General features: G+C 48.0%; 22 protein-coding genes and 2 tRNA genes. 16 read left to right on the top strand and 8 right to left on the bottom strand.

Annotated elements, in window-relative coordinates; all coding sequences use genetic code 11:
* Positions 1-6: 6 nt before the first annotated feature.
* The 3 genes from AC5SLM_RS07805 to AC5SLM_RS07795 form a co-directional block, all read right to left on the bottom strand.
* Positions 7-82: transfer RNA gene (locus AC5SLM_RS07805), tRNA-Glu, on the bottom strand.
* Positions 83-93: 11 nt separating this feature from the next.
* Positions 94-169, bottom strand: a tRNA-Lys gene (locus AC5SLM_RS07800).
* Between the two features lie 102 nt (positions 170-271).
* A complete protein-coding gene (locus AC5SLM_RS07795) occupies positions 272-1,363 on the bottom strand; it encodes a CinA family protein (protein WP_495250376.1) in 1,092 nt (363 codons plus the stop codon).
* Between the two features lie 135 nt (positions 1,364-1,498).
* Between AC5SLM_RS07795 and ileS the strand changes: the two genes are divergently transcribed.
* From ileS to AC5SLM_RS07755, 8 genes are read left to right on the top strand one after another with little or no spacing between them, the layout of a single operon-like run.
* Positions 1,499-4,255 (top strand): isoleucine--tRNA ligase, encoded by a 2,757-nt coding sequence (gene ileS / locus AC5SLM_RS07790; protein WP_495250375.1) that lies wholly within the window; start codon positions 1,499-1,501, stop codon positions 4,253-4,255.
* Complete coding sequence (locus tag AC5SLM_RS07785) at positions 4,248-4,370, top strand: hypothetical protein (RefSeq protein ID WP_495250374.1); 123 nt, start codon at positions 4,248-4,250, stop codon at positions 4,368-4,370. Before ileS ends, AC5SLM_RS07785 begins: the two co-directional genes overlap by 8 nt.
* Positions 4,367-5,722, top strand: a complete 1,356-nt coding sequence (gene gatA / locus AC5SLM_RS07780; protein WP_495250373.1) for an Asp-tRNA(Asn)/Glu-tRNA(Gln) amidotransferase subunit GatA — start codon at positions 4,367-4,369, stop codon at positions 5,720-5,722. Before AC5SLM_RS07785 ends, gatA begins: the two co-directional genes overlap by 4 nt.
* A 17-nt stretch (positions 5,723-5,739) precedes the next feature.
* A complete protein-coding gene (guaB, locus tag AC5SLM_RS07775) occupies positions 5,740-7,191 on the top strand; it encodes an IMP dehydrogenase (protein ID WP_495250383.1) in 1,452 nt (483 codons plus the stop codon).
* A 24-nt stretch (positions 7,192-7,215) separates the two neighbouring features.
* Positions 7,216-8,325, top strand: a complete 1,110-nt coding sequence (gene metX / locus AC5SLM_RS07770) for a homoserine O-acetyltransferase MetX (RefSeq protein ID WP_495250372.1) — start codon at positions 7,216-7,218, stop codon at positions 8,323-8,325.
* A 1-nt stretch (position 8,326) separates the two neighbouring features.
* Positions 8,327-8,515, top strand: a complete 189-nt coding sequence (xseB, locus tag AC5SLM_RS07765) for an exodeoxyribonuclease VII small subunit (RefSeq protein ID WP_495250371.1) — start codon at positions 8,327-8,329, stop codon at positions 8,513-8,515.
* A complete protein-coding gene (locus tag AC5SLM_RS07760) occupies positions 8,512-9,312 on the top strand; it encodes a carbon-nitrogen hydrolase family protein (RefSeq protein ID WP_495250370.1) in 801 nt (266 codons plus the stop codon). The genes xseB and AC5SLM_RS07760 overlap by 4 nt, the downstream gene beginning before the upstream one ends.
* Complete coding sequence (locus AC5SLM_RS07755; protein WP_495250369.1) at positions 9,309-9,971, top strand: HesA/MoeB/ThiF family protein; 663 nt, start codon at positions 9,309-9,311, stop codon at positions 9,969-9,971. Before AC5SLM_RS07760 ends, AC5SLM_RS07755 begins: the two co-directional genes overlap by 4 nt.
* Here the strand turns inward: AC5SLM_RS07755 and AC5SLM_RS07750 are convergent.
* The gene (locus AC5SLM_RS07750) at positions 9,964-11,163 is read right to left on the bottom strand and encodes a multiheme c-type cytochrome (protein WP_495250368.1); all 1,200 of its coding nucleotides are present in this window, start codon (positions 11,161-11,163) and stop codon (positions 9,964-9,966) included. The two genes, AC5SLM_RS07755 and AC5SLM_RS07750, sit on opposite strands and share 8 nt — an antisense overlap.
* Positions 11,164-11,378: 215 nt before the next feature.
* Here AC5SLM_RS07750 and AC5SLM_RS07745 point away from each other — a divergent pair, with 215 nt between their 5' ends.
* The 7 genes from AC5SLM_RS07745 to AC5SLM_RS07715 are packed head-to-tail and all read left to right on the top strand — an operon-like array spanning position 11,379 to position 18,579.
* Positions 11,379-12,509: a succinyldiaminopimelate transaminase gene (locus tag AC5SLM_RS07745; protein WP_495250367.1), complete on the top strand. Its 1,131-nt coding sequence runs from the start codon at positions 11,379-11,381 to the stop codon at positions 12,507-12,509.
* A complete protein-coding gene (gene murC / locus AC5SLM_RS07740; RefSeq protein WP_495250366.1) occupies positions 12,506-13,819 on the top strand; it encodes a UDP-N-acetylmuramate--L-alanine ligase in 1,314 nt (437 codons plus the stop codon). Before AC5SLM_RS07745 ends, murC begins: the two co-directional genes overlap by 4 nt.
* Positions 13,810-14,157 (top strand): hypothetical protein, encoded by a 348-nt coding sequence (locus tag AC5SLM_RS07735; protein WP_495250365.1) that lies wholly within the window; start codon positions 13,810-13,812, stop codon positions 14,155-14,157. The genes murC and AC5SLM_RS07735 overlap by 10 nt, the downstream gene beginning before the upstream one ends.
* Positions 14,154-16,358: an endonuclease MutS2 gene (locus AC5SLM_RS07730; RefSeq protein ID WP_495250364.1), complete on the top strand. Its 2,205-nt coding sequence runs from the start codon at positions 14,154-14,156 to the stop codon at positions 16,356-16,358. Before AC5SLM_RS07735 ends, AC5SLM_RS07730 begins: the two co-directional genes overlap by 4 nt.
* Before the next feature lie 11 nt (positions 16,359-16,369).
* Positions 16,370-17,074 carry an SIR2 family NAD-dependent protein deacylase gene (locus AC5SLM_RS07725; RefSeq protein ID WP_495250363.1) on the top strand — a complete coding sequence of 235 codons (705 nt, stop codon included), beginning with the start codon at positions 16,370-16,372 and terminating at the stop codon, positions 17,072-17,074.
* Positions 17,075-18,208, top strand: coding sequence for a succinyl-diaminopimelate desuccinylase (gene dapE / locus AC5SLM_RS07720; RefSeq protein ID WP_495250362.1), 1,134 nt, complete (start codon positions 17,075-17,077; stop codon positions 18,206-18,208).
* Positions 18,205-18,579: a RidA family protein gene (locus AC5SLM_RS07715; protein ID WP_495250361.1), complete on the top strand. Its 375-nt coding sequence runs from the start codon at positions 18,205-18,207 to the stop codon at positions 18,577-18,579. The genes dapE and AC5SLM_RS07715 overlap by 4 nt, the downstream gene beginning before the upstream one ends.
* Here the strand turns inward: AC5SLM_RS07715 and AC5SLM_RS07710 are convergent.
* Both AC5SLM_RS07710 and AC5SLM_RS07705 read right to left on the bottom strand, forming a co-directional pair.
* A complete protein-coding gene (locus tag AC5SLM_RS07710) occupies positions 18,568-18,870 on the bottom strand; it encodes a hypothetical protein (protein ID WP_495250360.1) in 303 nt (100 codons plus the stop codon). The genes AC5SLM_RS07715 and AC5SLM_RS07710 overlap by 12 nt on opposite strands.
* Positions 18,871-18,973: 103 nt before the next feature.
* Positions 18,974-20,041, bottom strand: coding sequence for a TRAP transporter substrate-binding protein (locus AC5SLM_RS07705; RefSeq protein WP_495250359.1), 1,068 nt, complete (start codon positions 20,039-20,041; stop codon positions 18,974-18,976).
* A 186-nt stretch (positions 20,042-20,227) separates the two neighbouring features.
* Here AC5SLM_RS07705 and AC5SLM_RS07700 point away from each other — a divergent pair, with 186 nt between their 5' ends.
* Entirely contained in the window at positions 20,228-21,571 is a 1,344-nt protein-coding gene (locus AC5SLM_RS07700; RefSeq protein WP_495250358.1) for an FAD-dependent oxidoreductase, read from the top strand.
* Here AC5SLM_RS07700 and AC5SLM_RS07695 read toward each other — a convergent pair.
* Both AC5SLM_RS07695 and AC5SLM_RS07690 read right to left on the bottom strand, forming a co-directional pair.
* On the bottom strand, positions 21,568-23,103 hold the full coding sequence (locus tag AC5SLM_RS07695) for a hypothetical protein (RefSeq protein ID WP_495250357.1): 1,536 nt from the start codon (positions 23,101-23,103) through the stop codon (positions 21,568-21,570). The genes AC5SLM_RS07700 and AC5SLM_RS07695 overlap by 4 nt on opposite strands.
* A 94-nt stretch (positions 23,104-23,197) precedes the next feature.
* Positions 23,198-23,740, bottom strand: coding sequence for an isochorismatase family protein (locus tag AC5SLM_RS07690; protein ID WP_495250356.1), 543 nt, complete (start codon positions 23,738-23,740; stop codon positions 23,198-23,200).

The raw sequence follows: 23,740 nt of genomic DNA, 5'->3' as shown, positions 1-23,740 counted from the left end.
ACGTTCTGGCGACCCCTAGAGGATTTGAACCTCTGTTACTGCCTTGAAAAGACAGGGTCCTGGGCCACTAGACGAAGGGGTCCAAAGATAAAATGGTGACCCGTGTTGGATTCGAACCAACGGCCACCTCCTTAAAAGGGAGATGCTCTACCGGCTGAGCTAACGAGTCATTTTGGTGTCTTTCAGGTCTCTTAAAAAGAGGATGAAATTATAGGCAAAAAAATCTCCTTTGTCAAGGAAAGTTTGCCCAAAATAAAGGAGCCCCGTTTTATTACAAAAAGAGGCGTGGATGGCTTTGGAGTAAAAGTCGTAAAGCATGGTACGCACTTTGGTGTTGAATGTACTGACGATCGCCTTGCAACAAGAGACGTTCAACAACCCGTACACCTTCTTTAGTACCTACACCAACAAAAACCGTACCAACAGGTTTTTGCGCACTCCCACCTTCTGGCCCTGCAATGCCGCTTGTAGCCAGGGCGATGTCTGCTTTGGAAGCATTGAGCGCGCCTTCTAGCATAGCATGTACGCATTCTTCGCTCACAGCACCCCTGGTTTTTAAAATCTCTGCGTCAACGCCTAGCCATGCGCGCTTAAGGGAATTGGCGTAGGTGACGAGGGTGCCAGAAAGGCAGGCAGAAACACCAGGTATGGTGGTAAGCATGGAGGCAATCAAACCTCCCGTACAGCTCTCCGCGCAGGTGATACGTTTTTCATGCTGAATGAGTCGGGCGACGATGTGTTCAATAGGGTTGGTGGCTAGGAGCATTTTTTCTCCAAAGAGAGAGCCAACGCTTTTAATAAAATGTTCAATCTGACCGTACTTTTGAGACTTAGCCGCAATGCTGATCCACCCTTCCACTAGCGGCGTTACATGTAAGGAAATTTCAAAGGTTTGGGCTAAAGGTTCCAGAAGAATGCGGCACGAATCTTCGTCTATCCCAATAAGGCTAAAGGAGGTTTTTTGGCTTGGAAGTGTGCTTAGGAAGGGAGGAAGGGTTTTGTTTTGAGTGATCTCTAAAACATTGATGAGTTTTTCACCAAAGGCCAAAAGGTAGCTTCCTTTGGTTGCTTCAAGCGCCTTGGAAGGAGAGAGCGTTTCTTCCTTAAGGACCAAGGTGTCTTCAGTGAGGGTGGAGAGCACCTTGCTAATGAGGTGAAAACTTTCATGGGAAGCCGCGATGCTTAAAACCTCATACTGGTGCATTAATGACTCTAGGGTGATGAAAAGTTTGGTGTCATTTTTGGAGACAAAGTACGTGTTGCCTCGTTCTAAAAAATGGGCCACATAGGCGCGCTCAATGTAAGTCATCATGAGAGGATTAAGCTTGAGCGAATCCCCTACAATCAGCAATGCGTGGGTCATAGACACTCCTTGTGAATTCGTCGAAGCATTATAGCACAGCCGTTGTTTTGGCGTGCGATAAGTGCTTCTTAAATACTTTTAAGCTAAAATAGCCAAATTTTATCTACACGGATGCCTTTGAGGAGAGAGAACGAAATGGACTACAAAGAGACGTTGCTACTACCCAAAACAGACTTTCCCATGCGGGGGGATTTGCCAGCCAATGAACCCAAACGTTATGCCGCATGGTTTCACGAAAACAATGTTTATCAAACGATGATTAAAAATCGAGCCAATGCCTCGCGTTCTTTTAACCTCCACGATGGCCCCCCTTACGCAAACGGACATATTCATATCGGCCATGCTTTAAATAAAATCCTCAAAGACGTGATTGTTAAAACCCACTACTTTTTTGGCGAATCAGTGCGCTATGTGCCAGGGTGGGATTGCCACGGATTGCCTATCGAACAACAAGTCGAAAAAGCCCTTGGAAAGGAAAAAAAAGACGCCCTTCCTAAGTCAAAAATCCGCCAATTGTGCCGCGAACATGCCCAAAAATTTGTTGACATTCAAAGCCAAGAATTTCAATCTCTTGGGGTGATGGGGGATTGGAAAAACCCTTACCTGACCATGAAATTTGCCTTTGAAGCAGACATTTACCGTGCCTTGTGTGAGGTGGCTAAGCGCGGGTTGTTGGTAGAGCGCAGTAAGCCGGTGTATTGGTCTTGGGCTGCTAAGAGCGCGCTAGCAGAAGCAGAAGTGGAGTATGAGCAAAAAGAGGATTATTCTATTTTTGTAGCCTTTGATGCAACCTCACAAGTATCTGAAAAACTGGGCATTAAAGGCCCACTCTCTTTTGTGATTTGGACGACGACCCCGTGGACATTGCCTGCGAACGTAGCTATTTCCCTTAGTCCAACAGAACCCTATGTGGTTACGGGTGAGGGCTACGTGGTGGCCAAGGCGTTGGTGGAGAGTTTGAGTGCCCTTGGCATCACCCAAGGAGAGATTCAAAAAGAGTTCATGGGCGGGGAAGTTGAAAACCTATTGGCCACCAATCCGCTTAATGGCCGTCCTTCACAGTTAATTTTGGGCGAGCATGTTATGGTAGATGGGGGCTCTGGATTGGTTCATACTGCCCCAGGGCACGGGGAAGAAGACTACAAGGTTGGACTCAAATACGGCCTAGAAGTCGTGATGCCTGTGGATGAAGAGGGCAAGTACGATGAAACCATTGTCCACCAAAAACTCCTTCCTGCCCACTTTGTAGGTGAGCATGTATTTCGTGCCAATGAGCAAATCTTGGAACTTTTGGGCAAGCATTTGTTGCATGCTTCTAAGTTTGTGCACTCCTATCCTTTTTGTTGGCGTACCCACAAGCCTGTGATTTACCGTGCCACCCGCCAATGGTTCGTTGCCATGGATGAGGCAAAAATCGAGGGCGAAACCTTACGGACGTTGGCCACAAAAGAAGTGGAAAAAACACAGTTTTACCCGCCCAGTGGCAAAAAGCGCTTAGGAAGCATGATTGAAAACCGCCCCGATTGGTGTATCTCACGCCAACGTGATTGGGGTGTGCCTATTGCCTTTTTTAGGGATAAAACTAGCGGCGAAGTGGTATTTGACGCAGCGGTGTTAGCGCACATTGGAAACCTCTTTGAAAAAGAGGGTGCAGACGTGTGGTGGGATAAATCTATTGCGGAACTTCTTCCTCCTGCTTGTACCCTAGACCCTCAAAATCTTGAAAAAGTGATGGATATTTTGGATGTGTGGTTTGACAGTGGCAGTACGTGGAAAGCGGTCTTAGAATCTCCCTCTTATGATGCGGGGGCTTACGCTGCGTCCATGTACCTAGAGGGCAGTGACCAACACCGAGGGTGGTTTCAAAGTTCCTTGCTTGTCAGTACGGCGGCACGAGGCAAAGCCCCTTATGAGAAAATCTTGACCCACGGCTTTACGGTGGATGAGAAGGGTGAAAAGATGAGCAAGTCTAAGGGCAATGTTGTCGCACCCGAAGATATTGCCAAGCAAAATGGCGTTGAGATTTTACGCTTGTGGGTGGGGATGAGTGATTACACGACAGATTTAAAAATCAGCCCCACTATCATCAAGCAAGTCAGCGAACAATACCGCAAAATCCGCAACACACTGCGCTTTATGCTCTCGTGCGTTTATGACGTAAAAGAGGTAGTGGCCCCTTCGCAGATGAGTGAGCTTGACCGTTGGATTTTAGACGAGGCAGGGGAAGTGTTGCGAGGCATGGAAGCGGCCTTTAGGGAGTATGATTTTTCCAAAGGCTATGCTCTTTTGACCCATTTTATGACCGTAGAGCTCAGCGGTATTTATCTTGATATTACCAAAGACCGTTTGTATTGTAATGACCAAGAAGACCGCCTAAGACGCTCAGCACAAAGTGCGATGGTGCACATGACGCGTGCCTTTTTGCCACTTCTTGCACCCGTGCTTACTTACACGGTGGATGAGGTATTGCAATACGCCCCTGCCATTATCAAGCAAGACGCGCAGGGTGTTTTTGACTTAACCTACCAACCTATGGAAACCTTTACATGTAAGCTTGAAGGTGCCCAAGAAGTGCGGGAAAAGTTTTTTGAAATCGTAGACAGTTTGAAGAAAGAAAAACGCATCAAATCCACGCTAGAACTTGTGGTAGAGACGAAGGCACCGCTGTTTTATGAGGTTCTTAAAGAAGAAGACGCGCAAGATTGGCTGACGGTGAGTGGCATCTCGCCACGCGCCCTTGAAACAGAATGCCTAGGACGCTTTGAGGTGGATGAAACCCCCTACGTGCTGTGGCGCGCAGACGCGGCAAAATGTCCACGATGCTGGAAGTATACGGCCGAGGATGAAAACACCCCATGCCCCAGATGCGCACAAGTGCTTAGCCATGTTTAACCTCGCACAACCTGTGAGCCTTTGGGTTGTATTTGGTGCCGTTGGTGTGGTGGTGCTCATCATTGCTGCTGGCATTGTGTTGGTTAATAAAAAGAGAATCAAGGACACGAAATGACATTAAAAGAAGCATTGACGCTTCCTAGAGAAGAAATCGCTGTTTTTCGTACAACACTCAACGCTAAAATCAAAGAAAATGTTGTCCTAGGGGCTTACGTGGAGCAATTCACAGGAGAAGCGCTCAACACCTTTGGCGAGGGCGTTCCTATTGCCATCAAAGATAATATCCAAGTCAAAGGTTGGAATGTCACTAGCGCATCTAAGATTTTGCAAGGGTATGTTGCCCCTTATAACGCCACCGTCATCGAAAACCTACTTAAACACGGACTTGCGCCCTTTGGTCGCACCAATATGGACGAGTTTGCCATGGGAAGTTCCACTGAAACCTCGTACTATGGTAAAACAAAAAACCCCCACAACCACGCATGCGTGCCTGGGGGTAGTAGTGGCGGGAGTGCCGCTGCGGTCGCGGGCGGACTTGCCATCGCGGCTTTGGGCAGCGACACAGGTGGGAGTATCCGTCAGCCCGCGGCCTTTTGCGGGTGTGTGGGCATGAAACCCACCTATGGAAAAGTGAGCCGCTATGGCTTGGGTGCCTTTTCAAGCTCCCTTGACCAAATCGGACCCATTACCCAAAACGTCGAAGATGCGGCCATTTTGTATGACATCTTGGCGGGACATGAGAGTAGGGATTCTACCAGTGCACGCATGGCCCACGAAAGCGTGAGCACCGCACTTAATCCTGATCGAAAGCTCACCATTGCCGTTATCGAAAATTTTCTCGAAGGGGCGGCGCCTTCCATTCAAGAAAAAATGCAAGAAAGCATCAAGGCGCTTGAAGCCCAAGGCCACACCATCGTTTACAAAAACCTCATGAACACCAAGTACGACGTGGCGACATACTACGTCATTGCCACCGCAGAAGCCAGTGCGAACCTTAGCCGGTACGACGGGGTGCGTTATGGCAACCGCGCAGACGCAACAAGCCTTAAAGAAATGTACCTAAAATCGCGCAGTGAAGGCTTTGGGGATGAGGTAAAACGCCGCATTTTATTAGGAACCTTTGTGTTAAGTAGCGGGTATTATGATGCCTACTACATCAAAGCACAAAAAGCGCGGCACTTGATTAAAGAAAACTACGAAGCTATTTTCAAAGAAGCAGATTTGATTTTTATGCCAGTGACCCCCACGCCTGCCTTTGAATTTGGCAGTATTAGTGATCCTTTGGAAATGTATTTGAGTGACATTTATACCATTTCTATTAACCTTGCAGGTCTTCCTGCCTTGGCCCTTCCTTTGGGGATGAGCCAAGATGGGTTGCCAATTGGCGGACAATTGGTGGCAAAAGCATACGCAGAACAAACCCTATTTGATGGCGCGCTTTCGCTTGAACGCGCTCTTACACGCTAAGGAGAAGCACAACTATGATGAAAATTCGCAAACGGGCACTTACCTTTGAAGATGTCTTACTTATCCCAAAATACTCAGAAGTTCTTCCTCGGGAAGTCAATATTCAAACCATGCTCTCACGCAACATTCCCCTCAACCTTCCTATCGTTTCTGCTGCGATGGACACGGTGACTGAACACCGTGCGGCCATTATGATGGCGCGTCTTGGTGGTATTGGGATTATCCATAAAAACATGGACATTGAATCGCAAGTGCGCGAAGTACGCCGCGTGAAAAAAAGCGAAAGCGGGATTATTATCGACCCTGTGTCCATTGGCCCAAAAGCGACCATCCAAGATGCTCTGGATATTATGTCTGAGTACCGCATTTCTGGCGTTCCTGTTATAGATAAAGACCGCCGTCTTTTAGGGATTTTGACCAACCGCGATTTGCGCTTTGAAAATGATTTTACCCGTTTAGTGGAAGAGGCGATGACCAAGGCGCCCCTTATTACAGCACCCCTAGGATGCGACCTAGACCAAGCCGAGCGTATTTTTCACACCAACAAAGTAGAAAAACTGCCTATTGTGGACGAGCAAGGGCGGCTTGAGGGGCTGATTACTATTAAAGATTTGAAAAAACGCCAAGAGTACCCTGCGGCTAACAAAGACAGCTTTGGCCGTTTGCGTGCGGGTGCTGCTATTGGGGTGCACCAGTATGACCGTGCCCACGCATTGGCAAAAGCAGGGGTAGATGTGTTGGTGCTTGATTCGGCCCATGGGCATTCTAAGGGGATTATTGACACCGTTAAACGCATCAAAGATGAGATTGATGGTGTGGATGTCATTGCGGGCAATATCGCTACGGCTGAGGCCGCATTGGCATTGATTGAAGCAGGAGCGGATGGGATTAAGGTTGGCATTGGACCAGGCAGTATTTGCACCACGCGCATCGTAGCAGGTGTAGGCGTGCCCCAGATTTCTGCCATTGAAGAGTGCGCGAGCGTGGGGAGAAAATACGGGATTCCTGTGATTGCCGATGGGGGTATTAAATACTCTGGCGACGTGGCCAAAGCCTTGGCTGTGGGTGCGAGTAGCGTGATGATTGGAAGTTTATTAGCAGGAACCGATGAGAGTCCAGGAGACTTGATTGTCTACCAAGGACGTCAGTATAAAACCTACCGTGGCATGGGAAGTATCGGGGCCATGACCAAGGGAAGTACGGATCGTTATTTTCAAGATGGTACAGCGACAGATAAGTTGGTTCCTGAGGGCATCGAAGGGCGCGTGCCTTATGTGGGCAGTGTCAAAAGTGTGGTGCACCAAATGGTGGGAGGATTACGCTCTTCTATGGGCTATGTGGGTGCGGCAAGCTTGGAAATTTTCCAAGAAAAAGCAGAATTTGTAGAAATCACCAGCGCGGGCCTTAAAGAGAGCCACGTACACGATGTTATCATCACCCATGAAGCGCCCAATTACCGTGTTAACTAGCCGGTTGCATAAAGTGAACGGGTAGTGAAACTCCGTACTAAAACAGAACATTTTACCAATCCGCTCTACCTAGAGAGTGGGCGGATTTTGGAGCCTTTTGATTTGACGTACGAGATGTACGGCGAACTCAATGCTGATAAGTCCAATGCAATTGTGGTATGCCATGCCCTCACCGGCTCTCACCACGCCGCAGGCCGTTACGAAAACGAGGCAAAGCCAGGATGGTGGGATGGGCTCATTGGGGACGGAAAAGTGATGGACACCACGCGGTACTGTGTCATTTGTGTCAATGTGATTGGGAGCTGTTTTGGTTCCACAGGTCCTATGTCCCCACGCTACCCAAGCAGCGAAGCGTACCGTTTGAAATTTCCTGTGGTGACCATCACCGACATGGTGCGCGCCCAGAGGATTTTGTTTGACAGGCTTGGGATTCACAAAGCACATGCGGTGATTGGTGGCTCTTTGGGGGGAATGCAAGCCCTTTGCTTTGCCATCGAACACCCCAATTTTACCAAGCGCGTCATTTCTCTAGCCTCAACCTACGCCACCCAGCCTTGGGCGATTGCCTTTAATAAAATTGCCATGGAAGCAGTGCTCAACGACCCTCGGTTTAAAGAGGGGCAATATGATCCCAAAGAGATTCAAGAAGAAGGACTGGTGAGCCTTGCGCTTGGGCGCATGGCAGGGCATATTAGTTTTCTAAGCCCTGATTCGATGGCGAAAAAATTTGGTCGAAATTACGTAGATACCGATGGCTTGTATGAGCTCTTTGGACGCTTTCAAGTGGAGCGGTACTTGGAGTATAATGGGCACAACTTTTCCAAACGCTTTGACCCTTTGAGCTATTTGTACATCATCAAAGCCATGAACATCTTTGATGCGACGCGCAACTTTGAAACCTTGCACGATTCGCTCAGTCATGTGCGGGCCAAATTGACGCTGATTGGTTTTCGGGGGGACTTGTTGTTTTTACCTGAAGAGATGGTAACCATTAAAAAAACGATGGACGACTTGGGGCGCGGGCATTTGGCAGAATACATTGAGATAGACAGCAAATACGGGCACGATGCCTTTTTGGTAGAACTTGACAAAATCGATATGCACATCAAGCGTGCATTGGAAGCAAAGGTGTAACATGGCGGAAAATTTTGAAACAAAATTGCAAGAAGCAAAACAGATTTTAGAAAAACTCAACGCGCCCGAGATGACTTTGGAAGAGAGCGTGGAAGCCTACAAAAAAGGGATGAAAGCCCTGCAAGAAGCTTCCAAGATGCTAGAAAATGCCAAGCTTGCCTTTGAACATGCCAAAGGGGATGTTGCGTGAGCGTGGTTGCGGGGATTCAGCTCCCCACTCTTCCCATGAGCGATGCGAAGTTGGATTATTATTTTCGTATTTGCGCCAAAAAAGGGATTGGGGTGGTGGTGCTAGGGGAGTATGTTTTAAACAGTTTTTTTAAAGAACTCTCCACCATGCCCCAAAGTATGGCTAAAGAGCAAAGTGAACATAAAATCAAAACCCTCAAAGCCTTGTGTGCGAAATACGACCTTACGGTGATTGCGCCTTTGGTATTGGTGAAAAAAGAGGGATTTGTCAAAGTAACGGCTAAATTTTCCCCCCGTTCGACCCATTATTACCCCCAATATTGGCTCATCCACTTCAAGCACTGGAATGAGGAGAAATTTTTCCTAGAGCCCAAAGGTGCGTATGATTTGCCCGTTTTTGTGCACGAGGGAGTGCGCTTTGGCGTGGTCAATGGTTTTGAAGCGTACTTTGATGCCGTTTGGGCAGAGGTAGATAAAAAACGTGTGGACGCTGTGTTGATGCCAAGTGCTTCGGCTTTTGATAGCGGGGCACGGTGGCGAGAATTACTGCGGATGCGTGCATTGACGCACAATGTGTACATTTTGCGAACAAACCGCATTGGAAGTTTTAAAGAAGGCGAAAGCGGGTGGCATTTTTACGGGGATAGCCTTTTGGTGAATCCACACGGCGAGATTGAAGTCTCGCTCACCGATAAGGAAGAATTGCTTGTGGCAACCATCGACAAAACCTTGCTAGCAGAAGCGCGACGGGTCTGGGGATGGCGCACGCAGTGGGCAAAAAAAGGAACGATTGTATGAATTATTTTATGCGCCAAGTGCAGCTTTGGGGTGAAGAGGTACAAGCGTCATTGACGGGTAAACGCATTGCAATTATTGGCAGTGGAGGGCTTGGAAGCTCGCTAGGCATTGGTCTTGGAAGCAGTGGGATTGGCGAAATTCATTTGGTGGATTTTGACACGGTGAGTGTGCACAACATCCACCGGCAGATTGCTTTTAGGCTCGAAGATGAAGGCAAGCCAAAGGCGGAAGTACTTGCTTCGTTACTCACCTCTAGGTACGAAGGGGTTAAAGTGACGCCCCATTTGATGGATTTTGAAACCTTTACATGTAAGGGGGTGGAGGTAGACCTCATCCTTGATGCTACGGACAATCTTCCGACGCGCGCGGCAATCAACGCCTACGCCAAAAAGGTCAATACCCCGTGGATTTACGGCTCCGTGGAAGCTTTTAACGGCCAAGTGTGCTTTTTTGAACGTAGCAGTTTTGACGCGTTTAAAGTGCTCAATAAAACACCCGAGGGCATTGCCGCACCTATTGTGATGCACATCGCCTCTTTACAAGCAAACTTAGCCCTGCGCTACTTGGCAGGACTAAGCGTCAAAAAGGACGTGTTGTATTACCTCTATTTTGATCAAGCAGGCGAGTTGATTCACCAAACCTTTTCCATGCCTATTTAAAAAACGCTGCCGCTTTGGCGATGGGGTAAGGGCGCGTAAAGACTGGGTCTTCGATTTCCAAGGTCTCATGGAGCGAAGGACTTAGTAAAAAGTACGACAGATGCGCCTCAACCTTGGTGGCCCCTTTGGGACTAGCAAAGGTGAGGGTTTTGATTTCATAAGGCTTTAAACGGGTGTCGCTTTTTAGGCGTGTAGCGGTATAGGAGAGGGTTTCTTGCCCTTCTTGGTTGAGGTAGGTGGTTCGAAATTCGACCCGTTGGGTTTGCATGATGGTGGTACCATTGAAAAATACTATCTCAAGAACCCCGCTACGCCCGCTAAAGCCTGTGGGGACGCGGTGAGGCGTGAGGTTTTGAATCCGCACGGTTGCTTTTCCAGGTGAGGCATCCACTAAAAGATTGAGTGTTGTGCTCAAAATATCGCTGTTGCGTGCCCCTGCAAAAAGGTGGCTTCGTACATCACGCACCAACGGCGGTTCGCCCTCTTTGGAGATGTGTGGGGCGATGACCTGTTTGGTGGGCGTGCCCATGTGGCAATCCACGCAACGCTCCTTGCTAGAAGCGAGGGCGAGTTCGGTTCCTGTTTCGTAACCTGGGATGGCTGCGTTAGTGTTGGCATTTCCTTCGTGGCAGGTGAGGCAAAGCTGATTTCCTTCGAGGAAAAAATCCCGTTGTTGACTTTGATGGTACGGGGAGCGTGTGTTGGCAGGGTAGGGCCCGACAATCACTTCCCCCTTGGTCCATTGGATAAGGTCTGTGCCTGCATGGCTGGGGGACGTTTTGGGGTGCAACGCGTTAATGTTGTGGCACACATAGCACCCAATCCCGCTTTGGATGTGTTTTTCCTTTAAGGCGCTTTCTATTTTCTTGGTTTCTTCAGACTCAATACCAAAGGCTTTGGCGTACATGTAAGCATCATTGGGTTTTGAGGCTTCTAGTCTGGGGTTGTGGCATTTGGCACAACCGATGGTCACTTCGGCGCGTGTTTGGTAAGTGGTTTTTTGCACATGGGTGATGGCAGCTTGGTAGAGGGGATTTTTGTCCTCATGGGAATTGGCGTGCCACGAGGTTTCCCATTGGGAAACATGCTCTGGATGACAGGCTTGGCAATTAACAGGGTTAATAAACCGCTGGTTGATATCTCCCCACACGCACAAAGGAAGCAACAAGAGTGCCGCAAAGTATTTGCCCACGGGTAATCCTTAAAATGGAATATTTTTGTGATAATTTAATGTTTGGAGTATAGCATTAACTTTTTAAAGAGATTCTTTTATTAAGACTTCTACCAAAAAACGTATGCGAAAATGATTAAAAAGGTGGAGATTTACACAATAATGGACCGACAAGAAGAGCACGACTTAAGAGTGGAAAAGGTATAATGTGCCTTTTGTTACATGTAAGGAAAACCATGGATTTTGAACCCTATCCCTTTGAAAAACTCGACCATCTTTTAAGTGCATGCTCCTCCTCATGCGACCTTTCGCCTATCGCCTTAACCGTGGGTGAGCCTCAGTTTTCAACACCAGATTTTATTCAAGAGGCTTTGATAAAAAGCGCTGCATTGCTCAACAAATACCCCAAAACTGCGGGAGAAGAAGCCTTAAGAGAAGCCCAGCGAGGGTTTATGCAACGCCGCTTTGGCGTGCCCCTTGAAAAAGAGATGCTTTTGCCCACCTTTGGCACCCGTGAAGTGCTGTTTAATTTTCCTCAGTATGTTTTGTTTGATGTGCCCAAGCCCGTGATGGGGTTTGTAAATCCTTTTTACCAGATTTACGAAGGGGCGGCCATCGCGTCACGTGCGCGGGTGGTGCATCTGGAATTACGAGAGGAAAACGGTTTTTTGCCCGTGTGCGACCCTGATGTATTAAAGGCGTGCGATTTGGTTATCCTAAACTCACCTTCTAACCCTACGGCCCGCGTGATGGACCTTGAAGCCCTAAAGCCTTGGGCACGCTTGGCAGTAGAGCAAGATGTGGTGGTGCTGAATGACGAGTGCTACAGCGAAATTTACACCACTACACCGCCCCCTTCGCTCCTTGAAGCAGCCAAGGCCATTGGCAATACCACGTACCACAACACCTTGGTGGTGAACTCCATTTCCAAGCGCAGTTGTGCTCCAGGGCTTCGTTCGGGCTTTATTGCAGGGGACGCGGAGATATTAAAAGGATACGCCAAGTACCGCACCTACGTGGGGTGTGCGTCTCCCTTGCCTTTACAAATGGCGGCCATTGCGGCATGGAACGATGAAGCCCACGTGGAAGAGGCGCGCAGGATTTACGCGCAAAACATGGCGTTGGCTCAGGAGATTTTAGGCATCACGCCCTCGGAAGCCACCTTTTACCTGTGGTTACATGTAAGGGATGGCGAAGCCTTTGCTAAAGCGCTCTACGAAGCCCAAAGGGTCAAAGTTTTGCCTGGAGGCTACCTAGGACGCGGTGGAATGGGACATGCTTACGTACGCATAGCGTTGGTTGAAACCCCTGCGCGCGTTGAGGAAGCATTGTTGCGATTACGAGATTTTTTAAAAGGGTGGGCGTGAAAAAAATACATTTTATTGGCATCGGCGGCATCGGGCTTTCGGCATTGGCACGGTTTTTAAAACAACAAGGCCACCATATTACGGGATCTGATATTAAGCAAACGACCATCACTGACGCCTTGCAAAAAGAGGGCATCGCCGTGTGTGTGCCCCATGATAAAGGGATGATTACAGACCAAGATTATGTGGTCTATTCGGCGGTGATTAAGCCAGACAATGTGGAAATGGTCGAGGCACGACGTCAGGGTAAATTGATTGTGTCTCGAAAAGAAGCCTTGCTTTTTATCCTCAAAGAACGACGGGTTTTTTCTGTAGCGGGAGCCCACGGGAAAAGTACCACGAGTGCGATGCTAGCGTCTATGGTAGAAGGCAGTGTGATTATCGGGGCTGAGTCAAAGCAATTTGGTACCAACATGGTTTACAAAGAGGGTAAGAATGTCATTTTTGAAGCCGATGAAAGTGATGAGAGCTTTTTAAACTCTAACCCGTACGTGGCCGTTGTCACCAACGCCGAACCTGAGCACATGGAGTACTACAACTACGATTACGCGCGCTTTTACGGGGCGTACCGCCGCTTTTTAGAAAGTGCTTCGGTGCGTGTTATGAATGCAGAAGACCCCTATCTTGGCACCCTAGAGAGCTTAGAGGCTATTCGCCTTTACCCCAGTAAAGATATCAAAGACCTCACGACAGTGATTCGCCACAACGAACCCTTTACGCGGTTTAACCTCAAAGATTTGGGAACCTTTGAAGTGTGGGGCATTGGGGAACATATCGCCTTGGATGCGTCTTTGGCGATTTTGGCAAGCCTGACAGAATACGACATCGAAACCGTGCGCGAAAAGCTCAAAAACTTTCGGGGTATTAAAAAGCGCTTTGATATTTTACGCGTGGATGAAGAATTTGTCCTCATCGATGATTACGCCCACCATCCCACGGAAATCAAAGCAACCCTAGCCTCAGCCAAAACCTACGCTAAAGCCATGGGACTTGCACGGGTGACAGCCATTTGGCAACCCCATAAGTACTCGCGCACGGTGGACAACCTTGAAGCCTTTAAGGCGTGTTTTGAAGGGGTGGATGACTTGGTTATTTTGCCCGTGTGGTCGGCAGGCGAGGCGGAACGGTTTATTGATTTTGAAAAAGAGTTTGCCCGCTATGCGCCCCGTTTTGCTTCGTGCGTTGTGCGTCAAGAAGAGACGCTTGTGTTAGAGGATGAACACCATACCTTACTTTCTCGGGGCTTGGTGATTGGCTTTGGGGCAGGCGATATTACCTACCAACTACGAGGAAAATGTCCATGCAAATAATTGCTTTTTTAGTGTTACTGTTGGTGGTCGTGGCACTGCTGATGATTGACAAAGAAACCGTTTCGCCAAAAGCGAAGTGGGGTATTATGGGTGTTGTTGCAAGCTTGGTAATACTAGGCATGCTTTACCAATCTTTTTCCTCCAAAGAACAGCTCCATAACCGCGAAAAAATCAACCACTTTTCCCAAGGTGGTGCCCTTACATGTAAGGGGGTTTTAGTAGATACGACGCGCTTTTCCTATGAAAACGGTACGGCATCTTTTGTCGCCAAAAAGAGCGCGCGGGAAATTCGCGGGGTCATCATCCCTTTGCGTGATTGTGAGGTGGCAAGCGAGTGAGTGACCTCTTTAGCCGCCTTGACCTTGAGGGCTACCTTGAGGAATACCACGCCTTTTTAGCCCGTGAAAAACCGATTTTTTTAGAAGGGGATTCCAAGCTTCATTTTGAGATGATTTCCCAGCTTCAAACGTACCTTTACCCCGCACCTCCTACGGTTGCAAATCTTGACACGCCGTTGGTGCATTTGACCAAACAGGGGATTTTACGCCTTGGGGAGATTGCGGAATTTGTAAAAATCATTCGCTATTTTCGCCTCTTAGCCCGTCAACCTTTTGAGGGGCGCCTTGGGGAGTGGATAAGTGCCATCATCGTCCCGCCCAGTGTCGAGGAGATGAGCGAGTGGTTTAGTGATTCTGGTGCATTAAACGAAACCATCGACCCGCGGTTTGTGCAGATAAAACAGGCTATGGGCGAGGTAAAAAGCCAACTCCAAAGCCAGTTTCGCCAACTCCTTTCCACCAAACGTCTTGAGCCGTATTTGGTTGATCACCAAGTGCATTTGCTGCATTCTCAAGAAGCACTTCTTGTGCGGGGCGGGTTTAATCATGTGCTCAAAGGTGCCGTGATTGGCCGTAGTACCAGTGGCTTTTTTTATGTGGTGCCAGAATCCATCGAAGGGCTCAAAAAGCGCGAAAGCACGCTTTTGGATAATTACGAGAGCGTGGTGTTGGAGTACTGTAAAAAAATCAGTGCCGAATTTACCAAAAAACAACCCTTTTTAAAATTTATCAACGGGGCCTTTGACAGGTTTGATGCGTACCACGCGCGGATTAGTTTTGCCAAGTCGCGCAACTTGGAATTTTTGCTTCCTGGAAAAGGTGAGGCCATTAAACTCTCGGGCTTCAAACACCCTGCCATGCATGAGCCCAAACCCTTACATGTAAACTTTCAAGGCAGTGTGTTGATGGTGACAGGCGTAAACGCGGGCGGAAAAACCATGCTGTTAAAATCCATCCTCAGCGCGGTATTGATGGCCAAATACCTCTTGCCCTTGCCCTTGAATGCGGCGCAATCAAGTATTGGCTCCTTTAAACACATCGAAGCCATCATCGAAGACCCGCAAAATGTGAAAAATGACATCTCTACCTTTGCAGGACGCATGGTGCACTTTAGTGGCTTGTTTGGAAAAAAAGGGACAACCTTGGTGGGGGTGGATGAGATTGAGCTTGGAACCGACGCGGACGAAGCGGCGAGTTTGTTTAAGGTGCTCATCGACCAACTCATGGCCCAAGGGGCAAAGCTTGTCATCACCACCCACCACAAACGCCTTGCCTCTCTTTTGGCCACAGATGAGCGGGTGGAATTGTTAGCGGCCTTGTATGATGAAAAAAACCAACGCCCCACCTATGACTTTTTGCACGGGACTATCGGAAAAAGTTACGCCTTTGAAACGGCACTGCGCTATGGCATCCCTGCCTCACTCATTGGCAAGGCCAAGGTGCTTTATGGGGAAGACAAGGAAAATCTCAACGACCTCATTCAAAAAAACATTGACTTGGAACTTTCCATGAAGCGAAAACTGCGCACCATGGAAGAAGAAGAACACCGTGCCAAGCGCTTAAGCGAACGGTTGATTGAAAAAGAAGAAGCCCTAGAACTTTCCTACCAAGCCAAAGAAGCAAGTCTGGAAAGGGAGTATCAAAAAGCCATTGACGCGGCCAAGGAAGCGGTGCGCGCCACCGAATCCAAAGAAGCCCACCGCGCACTCAACCACGCCCACGCGGCCAAAAAACGCGTACCAACACCTCCGCCTTTGCAATCCAAAGAACCTTTACATGTAGGCGATGCCATCAAATACGGACGCTCCAAAGGGGTGTTAAAAGCACTCAACAAAGAAAAGGCTATCATCGAATGTGAAGGCATCACCTTGCATGTCCCCTTGCACGCCATTAAACGCAGCGGAAACCCCACGCCCAAGCCAGCGTCTAAAACCAAAATCGACGTCCAGCGTACCGCGCGGGGAGGGATTAAACTGGACTTGCATGGGATGCGTGGCGAAGAGGCGGTGGAAAAACTCGACCAGTTTCTCTCCGACGCGCTGATTCACGGCTTTGATGAGGTACTGGTGTATCATGGGATTGGTACAGGAAAGCTCGCCTACGCGGTCAAAACCTTTCTAAAAGCCCATCCCAGTGTCAAAAGCTTTACTGACGCCCCACCCACCCTTGGCGGGTTTGGTGCAACGGTAGTGACCCTTTAAAAGGAGGCTACATGGCAACGATTGTATGTATTAGCGGTGCGGGTCTGAGTGCGGAAAGTGGGATTCGTACCTTTCGAGACGCGGGAGGCTTGTGGGAAGAGTATGATGTCATGGAAGTGTGTTCTGTAGAAGGCTACACGGCCAATCCTCAAAAAGTCCACGCCTTTTACGATGCAAGGCGCAAAGATTTGGAAGACAAACAGCCCAACGCCGCCCATGAAATGCTCGCAAGACTCAAGCGCGCTTACCCTAGCGACGTGGCGATGTTGACGCAAAATGTGGACAATTTGCTGGAAAAAGCAGGGTGCGAAGAGGTGGTGCATTTGCACGACACGCTCACGCAACTGCGGTGCAAACGTTGTGGGGAAGTGTTTGAGATTGGGTATGCCTCTCAAAAAGGCGTGCGGTGTCCTGCCTGCCAAAGCGTGTCCGTGCGGCATAATGTCGTGATGTTTGGGGAGGCGGCACCGCAGTATGAAACCCTCTATACTGCGTTGGAAGATGCCAAATTGCTCGTGTGCATTGGCACCTCGGGGCAAGTGATTAATGTCGCATGGATGGCGATGCAAGTGGAGGATTCGATTCTCAATAACCTCGACCCTGACCCTGCTCTTGATGGGTATTTTACCCGCTGTTTTCACGAATCTGCAACCACAGCGGCACCCAAGATTGAAGCCTATTGTAAAAACTTTTTAGCCACCCAAGGAACGCGGTAAATGTTTACATGTAACGAAAATTCTTTAGCAAAAACAACCGACCTGTTTTTAACGCTCTTGCGTTTTCCCTCTCTAACCCCCAACGATGCAGGTGCGTTAGATTTTCTTGCCGCCCAATTGCCGCACTTCACGCCCGTGCGCATTGACGTGGCGGACACGACCAACCTGTTTTTGTACCGCCGTGCGGGTCAAGGCCCACACCTGTGTTTTGCGGGCCATGTGGACGTGGTACCTGAGGGCCAAGGGTGGCACACTGACCCATTTGAACCCGTAGTCAAAGGGGGCATTGTTTACGCCCGTGGGGCGCAAGACATGAAAAGCGGCGTGTGTGCCTTTGTGCGTGCTTTGCAAGAAATAGACCATTTTGAAGGCACCCTTTCGGTGATGCTCACCAGTGACGAAGAGGGCGATGCGACCTATGGTACCATTGAAATCTTGCGCTATTTGAAAGAGGCTGACATGTTGCCTGACATGGCGATTGTGGCAGAACCCACGTGTGAAACCCGTTTTGGGGATGCCATTAAGATTGGACGGCGGGGGTCTATTAACGGGGTTTTGGAAGTTTTTGGCGTCCAAGGGCACGCGGCGTATCCTGAAAAAGCCACTAACCCCTTGCACCTCATGGCCCCGCGCCTTGAAAAACTCGCAGGCCATTACTTTGACCAAGGAGATGCTTATTTTGCCCCAAGCCAGTTGGTGTTGACGGATTTACGTAGTGGGATGGAAGTGACTAACGTGAGTCCAGGGCATCTTAAACTCATGTTCAACGTGCGTAATTCCACGAAAACTTCCAAAGAAGAGATTGAAGCCTACATCGCTTTAGTGATGGAAGGGACGGAATTTACACTGCGCTTATCCCAAAGTGCCCATCCTTTTGTGGCCAATGCCAAAGCCCCTATTGTCCAAACCCTTGATGGGGCCATCGAAACGGTGTGTGGGGTAAGGCCCAAGCACTCCACGGCAGGTGGCACAAGCGATGCGCGTTTTTTGGCCCAGTTTGGCATTGAGACTATTGAGTTTGGTGTGGTCAATGACACTATTCACGCCCCCAACGAATGCACCCCGTTGCGCGATGTGGAAGCCTTAAAAGAGGTCTTCTTGCGCGTGATTCAAACCCTTAAGGAGACTGTATGAAACCCATTTCAACCCCCCATGCCCCCTCGGCCATTGGCCCGTATTCCCAAGCCATCCAAGCGGGCGGCTTTTTGTTTACCTCAGGTCAAATTGCCCTCACACCCGAGGGGACGTTTGTAGAAGGCGGCATCGAAGCACAAACCCAACAAGTGTTAGCTAATCTCGGTGCCGTGCTAGAAGCAGGTGGCGCAAAAGTGCAAGACGTGGTGAAGACGACCATCTTTCTTGCCAACATGGACGATTTTGCGGCGGTAAATGCCCTTTATGGGGCGTTTTTTGGGGACCATAAACCTGCACGCAGCACGGTTGCAGTAAAGACCCTGCCTAAAAACGCGTTGGTGGAGATTGAGGCAATCGCGCTAAGAAACTAGTTTATTGCGACAGGTCTTACATGTAAGGATGATGCGAGGAAGTTCTTCACGGACGCGTTGATGCCCTTTGGTGGCTTCCTCTTTGGTGCGGTAGCGGCAATGGTACAAGCTGCTGTGGTAGTCAATCTCCTCGTTTAGTGTGGCAAAAACCATGGTTTCATAGACACAAATACGCGCATGGTCTTTGTGCCAAGAGTGGCGCACTTCCATCTCAATGGTGGAGAGGTAATACTGTTTTTCTTCCACTGTGACAAACTCTTTAAGCTGTAGTGAATCGCTTTCGTGAAACATCGTTACATTTCCTTTTAAAATATGAATGGTTATTCAGAAAACGCAGTATAGTTAAATCAGATGAAATTTGTATGAAATCCCCCGCGAAGTGCGGGGGTATGGGCTATTTGGATGTGTTGTTAATGTACGAATACTCGCCCATCATGGTCCAAGGACGCGCACGTTTTAAAAACGCTTGTTGGGAGTCTAAAATCTCTTTGAACAAAGGGTCTTTCGCCGCTTCGGCGTTGAGGATTTCCATATTGGCCGCAGCAAGTGCGTGCAGTACATCATCAGGAAAACTCGCCACTTTTACCTCGGGATGCTCGGCCTGGATTTTTTCCCAAGCCGTAACATTAAGGTGCATGGCTTTAGTCATAACACGCGTCGCTACTTGGTTGATGGCGGTTTCTAAGATCACTTGCAAATCCTTAGGCAAAGCCTCGTACGTTTTTTTGCTCACAAGGTATTGGGTTTCGCTAGCGGGTTCTTGCCAGCCTGTGTAGTAAAATTTGGCGACTTTTTGGAAGCCCATATTAATGTCAAAGGCGGGGCTAATCCACTCAACTGCGTCAATGGTTCCCATCTCAAGCGCCAAATAAAGCTCGCCAATAGGTGTGGAGGTGACCATAACACCAAGCTTTGACATTACTTCGCCACCCATGCCAGGAATACGGAATTTTAGCCCTTTGAGGTCATCCAAAGAGGTGATTTCACGTTTAAACCACCCACCCATTTGCATGCCCGTATTGCCCCCTTGGAAATGGATAAGCCCTTCTTTGTCGTACACTTGTTGGGCAAATTCTTTGCCGCCTCCAAAATCAAACCACGCGTGCTGCTCTTGAGGCAAGAGACCAAAAGGCATGGTGGTGAAAAAGCTCAATTTCGCATCTTTGCCCTTGTAATAGTAAGAAGCGGTATAGCCGATGTCGTATTGCCCTAATTTAACCAAGTCCATGACTGCCAAACCCGCTTTATGTTTGTTGGGATCATCAATGCGCAGTTGCAATCTCCCCTTGGACATGCTCTCTACAAGCTCTTTGAGTTCATTGGGTGCATCCCCTAAAACTGGAACCGTATTGCCCCACGAACTTGCCAGTTTAAGCCGGTAAACCTTGTTGTCGTTCGCACTAAGCGTGAGCGCACATGTGAGCGCCACCATTGCCGCTAGAAAACGTTGCCATCGTTGCATCAAAAACTCCTTGAGAAATGTTTTGGGTATTGTAGTAAAAATGAGATTAAACGCAAAGAGGGTGGGGTGGAGTGACGGGAAAAATATCTTACTTTAAAAATAACACATTATAATTGTGAAGTTTTGCAGGAGTATTGTAATTATCCTTACATGTAAATACACAAACCATAGCCAAGAGGAGACCCCATGAGTCAAGTGCATTATGACGTGATTGTGATCGGCGGCGGGATATCAGGTGCGGCGGCTTTTTACGAATTGGCCAAATACACCGATGTTCAATCTATTGCTTTATTGGAAAAATACGATACCTTAGCCCCCTTGAATTCTAGCGGCAAGAGTAACTCGCAAACCATTCACTGCGGCGACATTGAGACGAACTATACCGTGCAAAAAGCGGGTGCTGTTAAGCGCACAGCACGCATGATTGTCAAGTACTGCTTGCAACACGGGTATGAAAATAAATTTATGTTTGCCCATCAAAAGATGGCCATTGGCGTGGGTGAGGCCGAGGTGGCGTACATGCGCAAGCGCTACGAAGATTTTAAAGAAATTTTTCCCTATTTGGAAGTGTATGAAAAAGATAAGCTTAAAGAAATCGAGCCCAAGCTTGTTTTTGATGCCAACGGTAACGAACGCCCTGAACCTATCGTAGGGGTGGGGGTGCAAAACGAGTACAGCACGGTTGATTTTGGGGCCATGACCAACAGTCTTGTGGAAAATGCCAAAGCCATTGAGGGTAAAACAACAGAAGTATTTTTAAACAGTGAAGTGGTGAAGATTGTCCAAGAGGGCGAAAAACATCGCCTCACAACCCGGGATGGAAAGAGTTTCACGGCAGGCTTTGTGATTGTCAATGCAGGGGCACATTCGCTCTATTTGGCGCACCAAATGGGATACGGCCACGATTTTAGTTGTTTGCCTGTGGCGGGAAGTTTTTACGTGACAACCAAAATGATGCTCACGGGAAAAGTATACATGGTGCAAAACCCCAAACTTCCCTTTGCTGCTTTGCATGGGGATCCTGATATTTTATTGGGCGGGTACACACGTTTTGGTCCCACGGCGCTTGTGCTTCCAAAGTTGGAGCGTTTTCATGGCAACAAAACGATTATCGACTTTTTTGTCACCTTGCGATTGGACGGAAAAATCATTAAGATTTTTTACGATTTATTGAAAGACAGCACCATCCGAAATTACATCTTCCGCAACTTTTTGTTTGAAGTTCCTTATTTTAACAAACGCCTTTTTCTAAAAGATGCGCGAAAAATCGTCCCCTCTTTACAGCTTGAAGATATCGAATACGCCCAAGGCTTTGGTGGCGTTCGCCCACAAGTGCTCAACAAAGCAGAGGGTAAACTCATGTTAGGGGAAGCTTCTGTTAATCCCGGAACGGGGATTTTATTCAACATGACCCCAAGTCCAGGGGCCACTAGCTGCCTTGGTAACGCAGAACGCGACGTGAAACTTGCGTGCGCGCACTTGGGAAAAACCTTTGACCAAGAGCGCTTTAATGCGGAGTTAACAGACTAATACTTTGCCATGAGGGTTTTGGCTACCGCGTCGATGATGAGATCGTATTTTTCCATGATCGGCGCGTACATTTGAAGCAAATTATCAAGCTTTTTATGGTGATCGTTAATGTAGCGCTCTAGGGACTGGGTTTCTGTATTGAGGTTTTTAGTTTTAATGCGCGCGGCCTCAAGGGCGTTGTTGGTTTCGCGAATGGACGTGCGCAAGGCCTCTTCTTCTTTGGAATATTGCTTAATCTCAACAGCAAGCTCACCAATTTCTTTTTGCATCGCTTCGTCTGCTTGCCCTTGGTTGCGCAGGCGTTTGAGTTCATAATTTTTATCTTGCAACTCTTTACTTTGGGTGATGGTGCGTTTAATGGCCTCGTCTAATTCTTCTTTCTTTTGACGGATAACTTCGGTTTCTTGATTAAGAACATGCAACTTTTCATTGGCTTCATCGTACTTTTTCTGCGCTTTTTCAACCCGTTCTTGCAAGGTTTCGTTTTCTTTGTCGCACCGCATTTTTTGAATGACGATGGGTAAGATGGAGACGGCATTCCATTTTTGTCCTTTTTCGTCAATGATTTCTGGCTTTTGAGCTTGACGCCCCTCGATGACTTCGATGTTGCCATCGTAAAAGCGTAGAAAATTTTCTGCATTTTTCTCACGCAAGGCATGAAGTTCGAGGAGTTTTTGAGAAAAAAGTTCATGGATAGAGTAAAAATGTTCCCTGAAAATATAATTCACAAAAGCATTTTTAAGGGCAATATGGCTATCTTCTCCCATATACATGGAGGCCACTTGGTAGAGAATATTTTGCACAAAGGGAATGGCATTTTTTCTAAAATATTCGTTGGAAATGATGGCGAAATTAAGCTTGGTACCTAGCAGCACCTCAATGCCGCTTTGGATTTCATTTAAAATACTTTGCTCAAAGACCATGGTCTTAAGCTTTTCAAGCTCTTCCGGAGGCAAGCCGTAGGCACGCCGCTCAGCTGGGCTGCCTTCTTGCACACTAGCGAATTTTTTGATGGTCAGCTTTTCATTCATAAAAAAGACTAAATCCCGCGTTTCGAGGTAAAAAGCCACTTTGGCCGTTTCGCGGTAAAGCTCTTTTTTAATGGCCTCATCCTCAATGTTTTCATAATCACACCCGTAGGCAATAAAGGTCTCTTTGGGAATCATATACACCCCCTCTTTGACACAGTAGCGGTCGAGTTGGGCAAACAAAGGGGTGAGAAGTTTGCTGTTTTCGTGAAATTGTTGGGAATGCTCTTTAAACACCTGCTTTTTTAAATCTTTGAGCACGATGGTGTCAGAGCCACGAAAAAAAAGCGAGATTTTTTGGTTAAGCAGCAAGAAGTAACTTTTGAAGGCCTTGCGGATTTGGGCGCGGTTTTCAAAAATTTCTTCGTCACTAAAATGGTAAGAAAGTGTTGTGTAAAGTTCTTTAGTTAAGGCTTCATCAAAAGATTCACAGTAAAAACTCTCATCAATGTGCTGTTCTAGAAAGGCAAAGGTCTCTTTAAAGAGATGAGTGGAAGCAGGCATTAAAATCCTCGTAATGTAATGCCTGCCATTTTACTAACTTTGACATTTATGTGCCATTAATTTTTCCTTCTTGCTAAAGTTTTTGGCAAGAATTTTATTTGATAAGGGCACTGATAGCCTTAAACACAGGCTCTTTAGAGCTCTTGCACAGCTCAAATAAAATGGACTCTAGGGTTGAGAGCACGACGCCCGCGTGGGCCATGCGCCTTAGGGCGGTGTCATGGTCGAGCGCTTTTCGCGAACTTACACAATCCACCACTACCACGGGCAGTACGCCGCTAGAGAGCAGGTCGAGGCAGGTTTGCAAGATGCACACGTGGGTTTCGGCGCCCACAACAACGACCACTTTTTTCCCACTCTCAAGGATGTGGGTTAGGGTTGGGGTGTTTTGGCAACAACTAAAGGTGGCCTTTTCGTAGCACTTGACTCCCGTGAGTAAGGTTTTGATTTGCGGCAAGGTTTCACCAAGTCCTTTGCGGTACTGTTCGTTTAAGATAGCAGGAATACCAAGGTGGGTAAACCCCTCGATGAGTTTGCCAATATTTTCCACCAAGATGGAGTGGTTGGCAACATGCGGGATGAGACGTTCTTGAACATCAACGACCATTAGCAGGGTGTTTTCTTTTTCAATACGCAT

The organism is Sulfurospirillum sp. HTRB-L1 (assembly GCF_059415125.1).
The sequence above is the reverse complement of the archived record's forward strand: the minus strand, read 5'-3'. Positions and strand labels throughout refer to the sequence as shown.

Coding starts and splice junctions, on each gene's coding strand:
- AC5SLM_RS07745 (WP_495250367.1), top strand. CDS start 11,379: ATGGATTTTGAACCCTATCCCTTTGAAAAACTCGACCATCTTTTAAGT.
- AC5SLM_RS07690 (WP_495250356.1), bottom strand. CDS start 23,740: ATGCGTATTGAAAAAGAAAACACCCTGCTAATGGTCGTTGATGTTCAA.
- AC5SLM_RS07755 (WP_495250369.1), top strand. CDS start 9,309: ATGAATTATTTTATGCGCCAAGTGCAGCTTTGGGGTGAAGAGGTACAA.
- ileS (WP_495250375.1), top strand. CDS start 1,499: ATGGACTACAAAGAGACGTTGCTACTACCCAAAACAGACTTTCCCATG.
- AC5SLM_RS07785 (WP_495250374.1), top strand. CDS start 4,248: ATGTTTAACCTCGCACAACCTGTGAGCCTTTGGGTTGTATTTGGTGCC.
- AC5SLM_RS07725 (WP_495250363.1), top strand. CDS start 16,370: ATGGCAACGATTGTATGTATTAGCGGTGCGGGTCTGAGTGCGGAAAGT.
- dapE (WP_495250362.1), top strand. CDS start 17,075: ATGTTTACATGTAACGAAAATTCTTTAGCAAAAACAACCGACCTGTTT.
- gatA (WP_495250373.1), top strand. CDS start 4,367: ATGACATTAAAAGAAGCATTGACGCTTCCTAGAGAAGAAATCGCTGTT.
- AC5SLM_RS07715 (WP_495250361.1), top strand. CDS start 18,205: ATGAAACCCATTTCAACCCCCCATGCCCCCTCGGCCATTGGCCCGTAT.
- AC5SLM_RS07795 (WP_495250376.1), bottom strand. CDS start 1,363: ATGACCCACGCATTGCTGATTGTAGGGGATTCGCTCAAGCTTAATCCT.
- guaB (WP_495250383.1), top strand. CDS start 5,740: ATGAAAATTCGCAAACGGGCACTTACCTTTGAAGATGTCTTACTTATC.
- xseB (WP_495250371.1), top strand. CDS start 8,327: ATGGCGGAAAATTTTGAAACAAAATTGCAAGAAGCAAAACAGATTTTA.
- AC5SLM_RS07700 (WP_495250358.1), top strand. CDS start 20,228: ATGAGTCAAGTGCATTATGACGTGATTGTGATCGGCGGCGGGATATCA.
- AC5SLM_RS07695 (WP_495250357.1), bottom strand. CDS start 23,103: ATGCCTGCTTCCACTCATCTCTTTAAAGAGACCTTTGCCTTTCTAGAA.
- AC5SLM_RS07735 (WP_495250365.1), top strand. CDS start 13,810: ATGCAAATAATTGCTTTTTTAGTGTTACTGTTGGTGGTCGTGGCACTG.
- AC5SLM_RS07710 (WP_495250360.1), bottom strand. CDS start 18,870: ATGTTTCACGAAAGCGATTCACTACAGCTTAAAGAGTTTGTCACAGTG.
- AC5SLM_RS07705 (WP_495250359.1), bottom strand. CDS start 20,041: ATGCAACGATGGCAACGTTTTCTAGCGGCAATGGTGGCGCTCACATGT.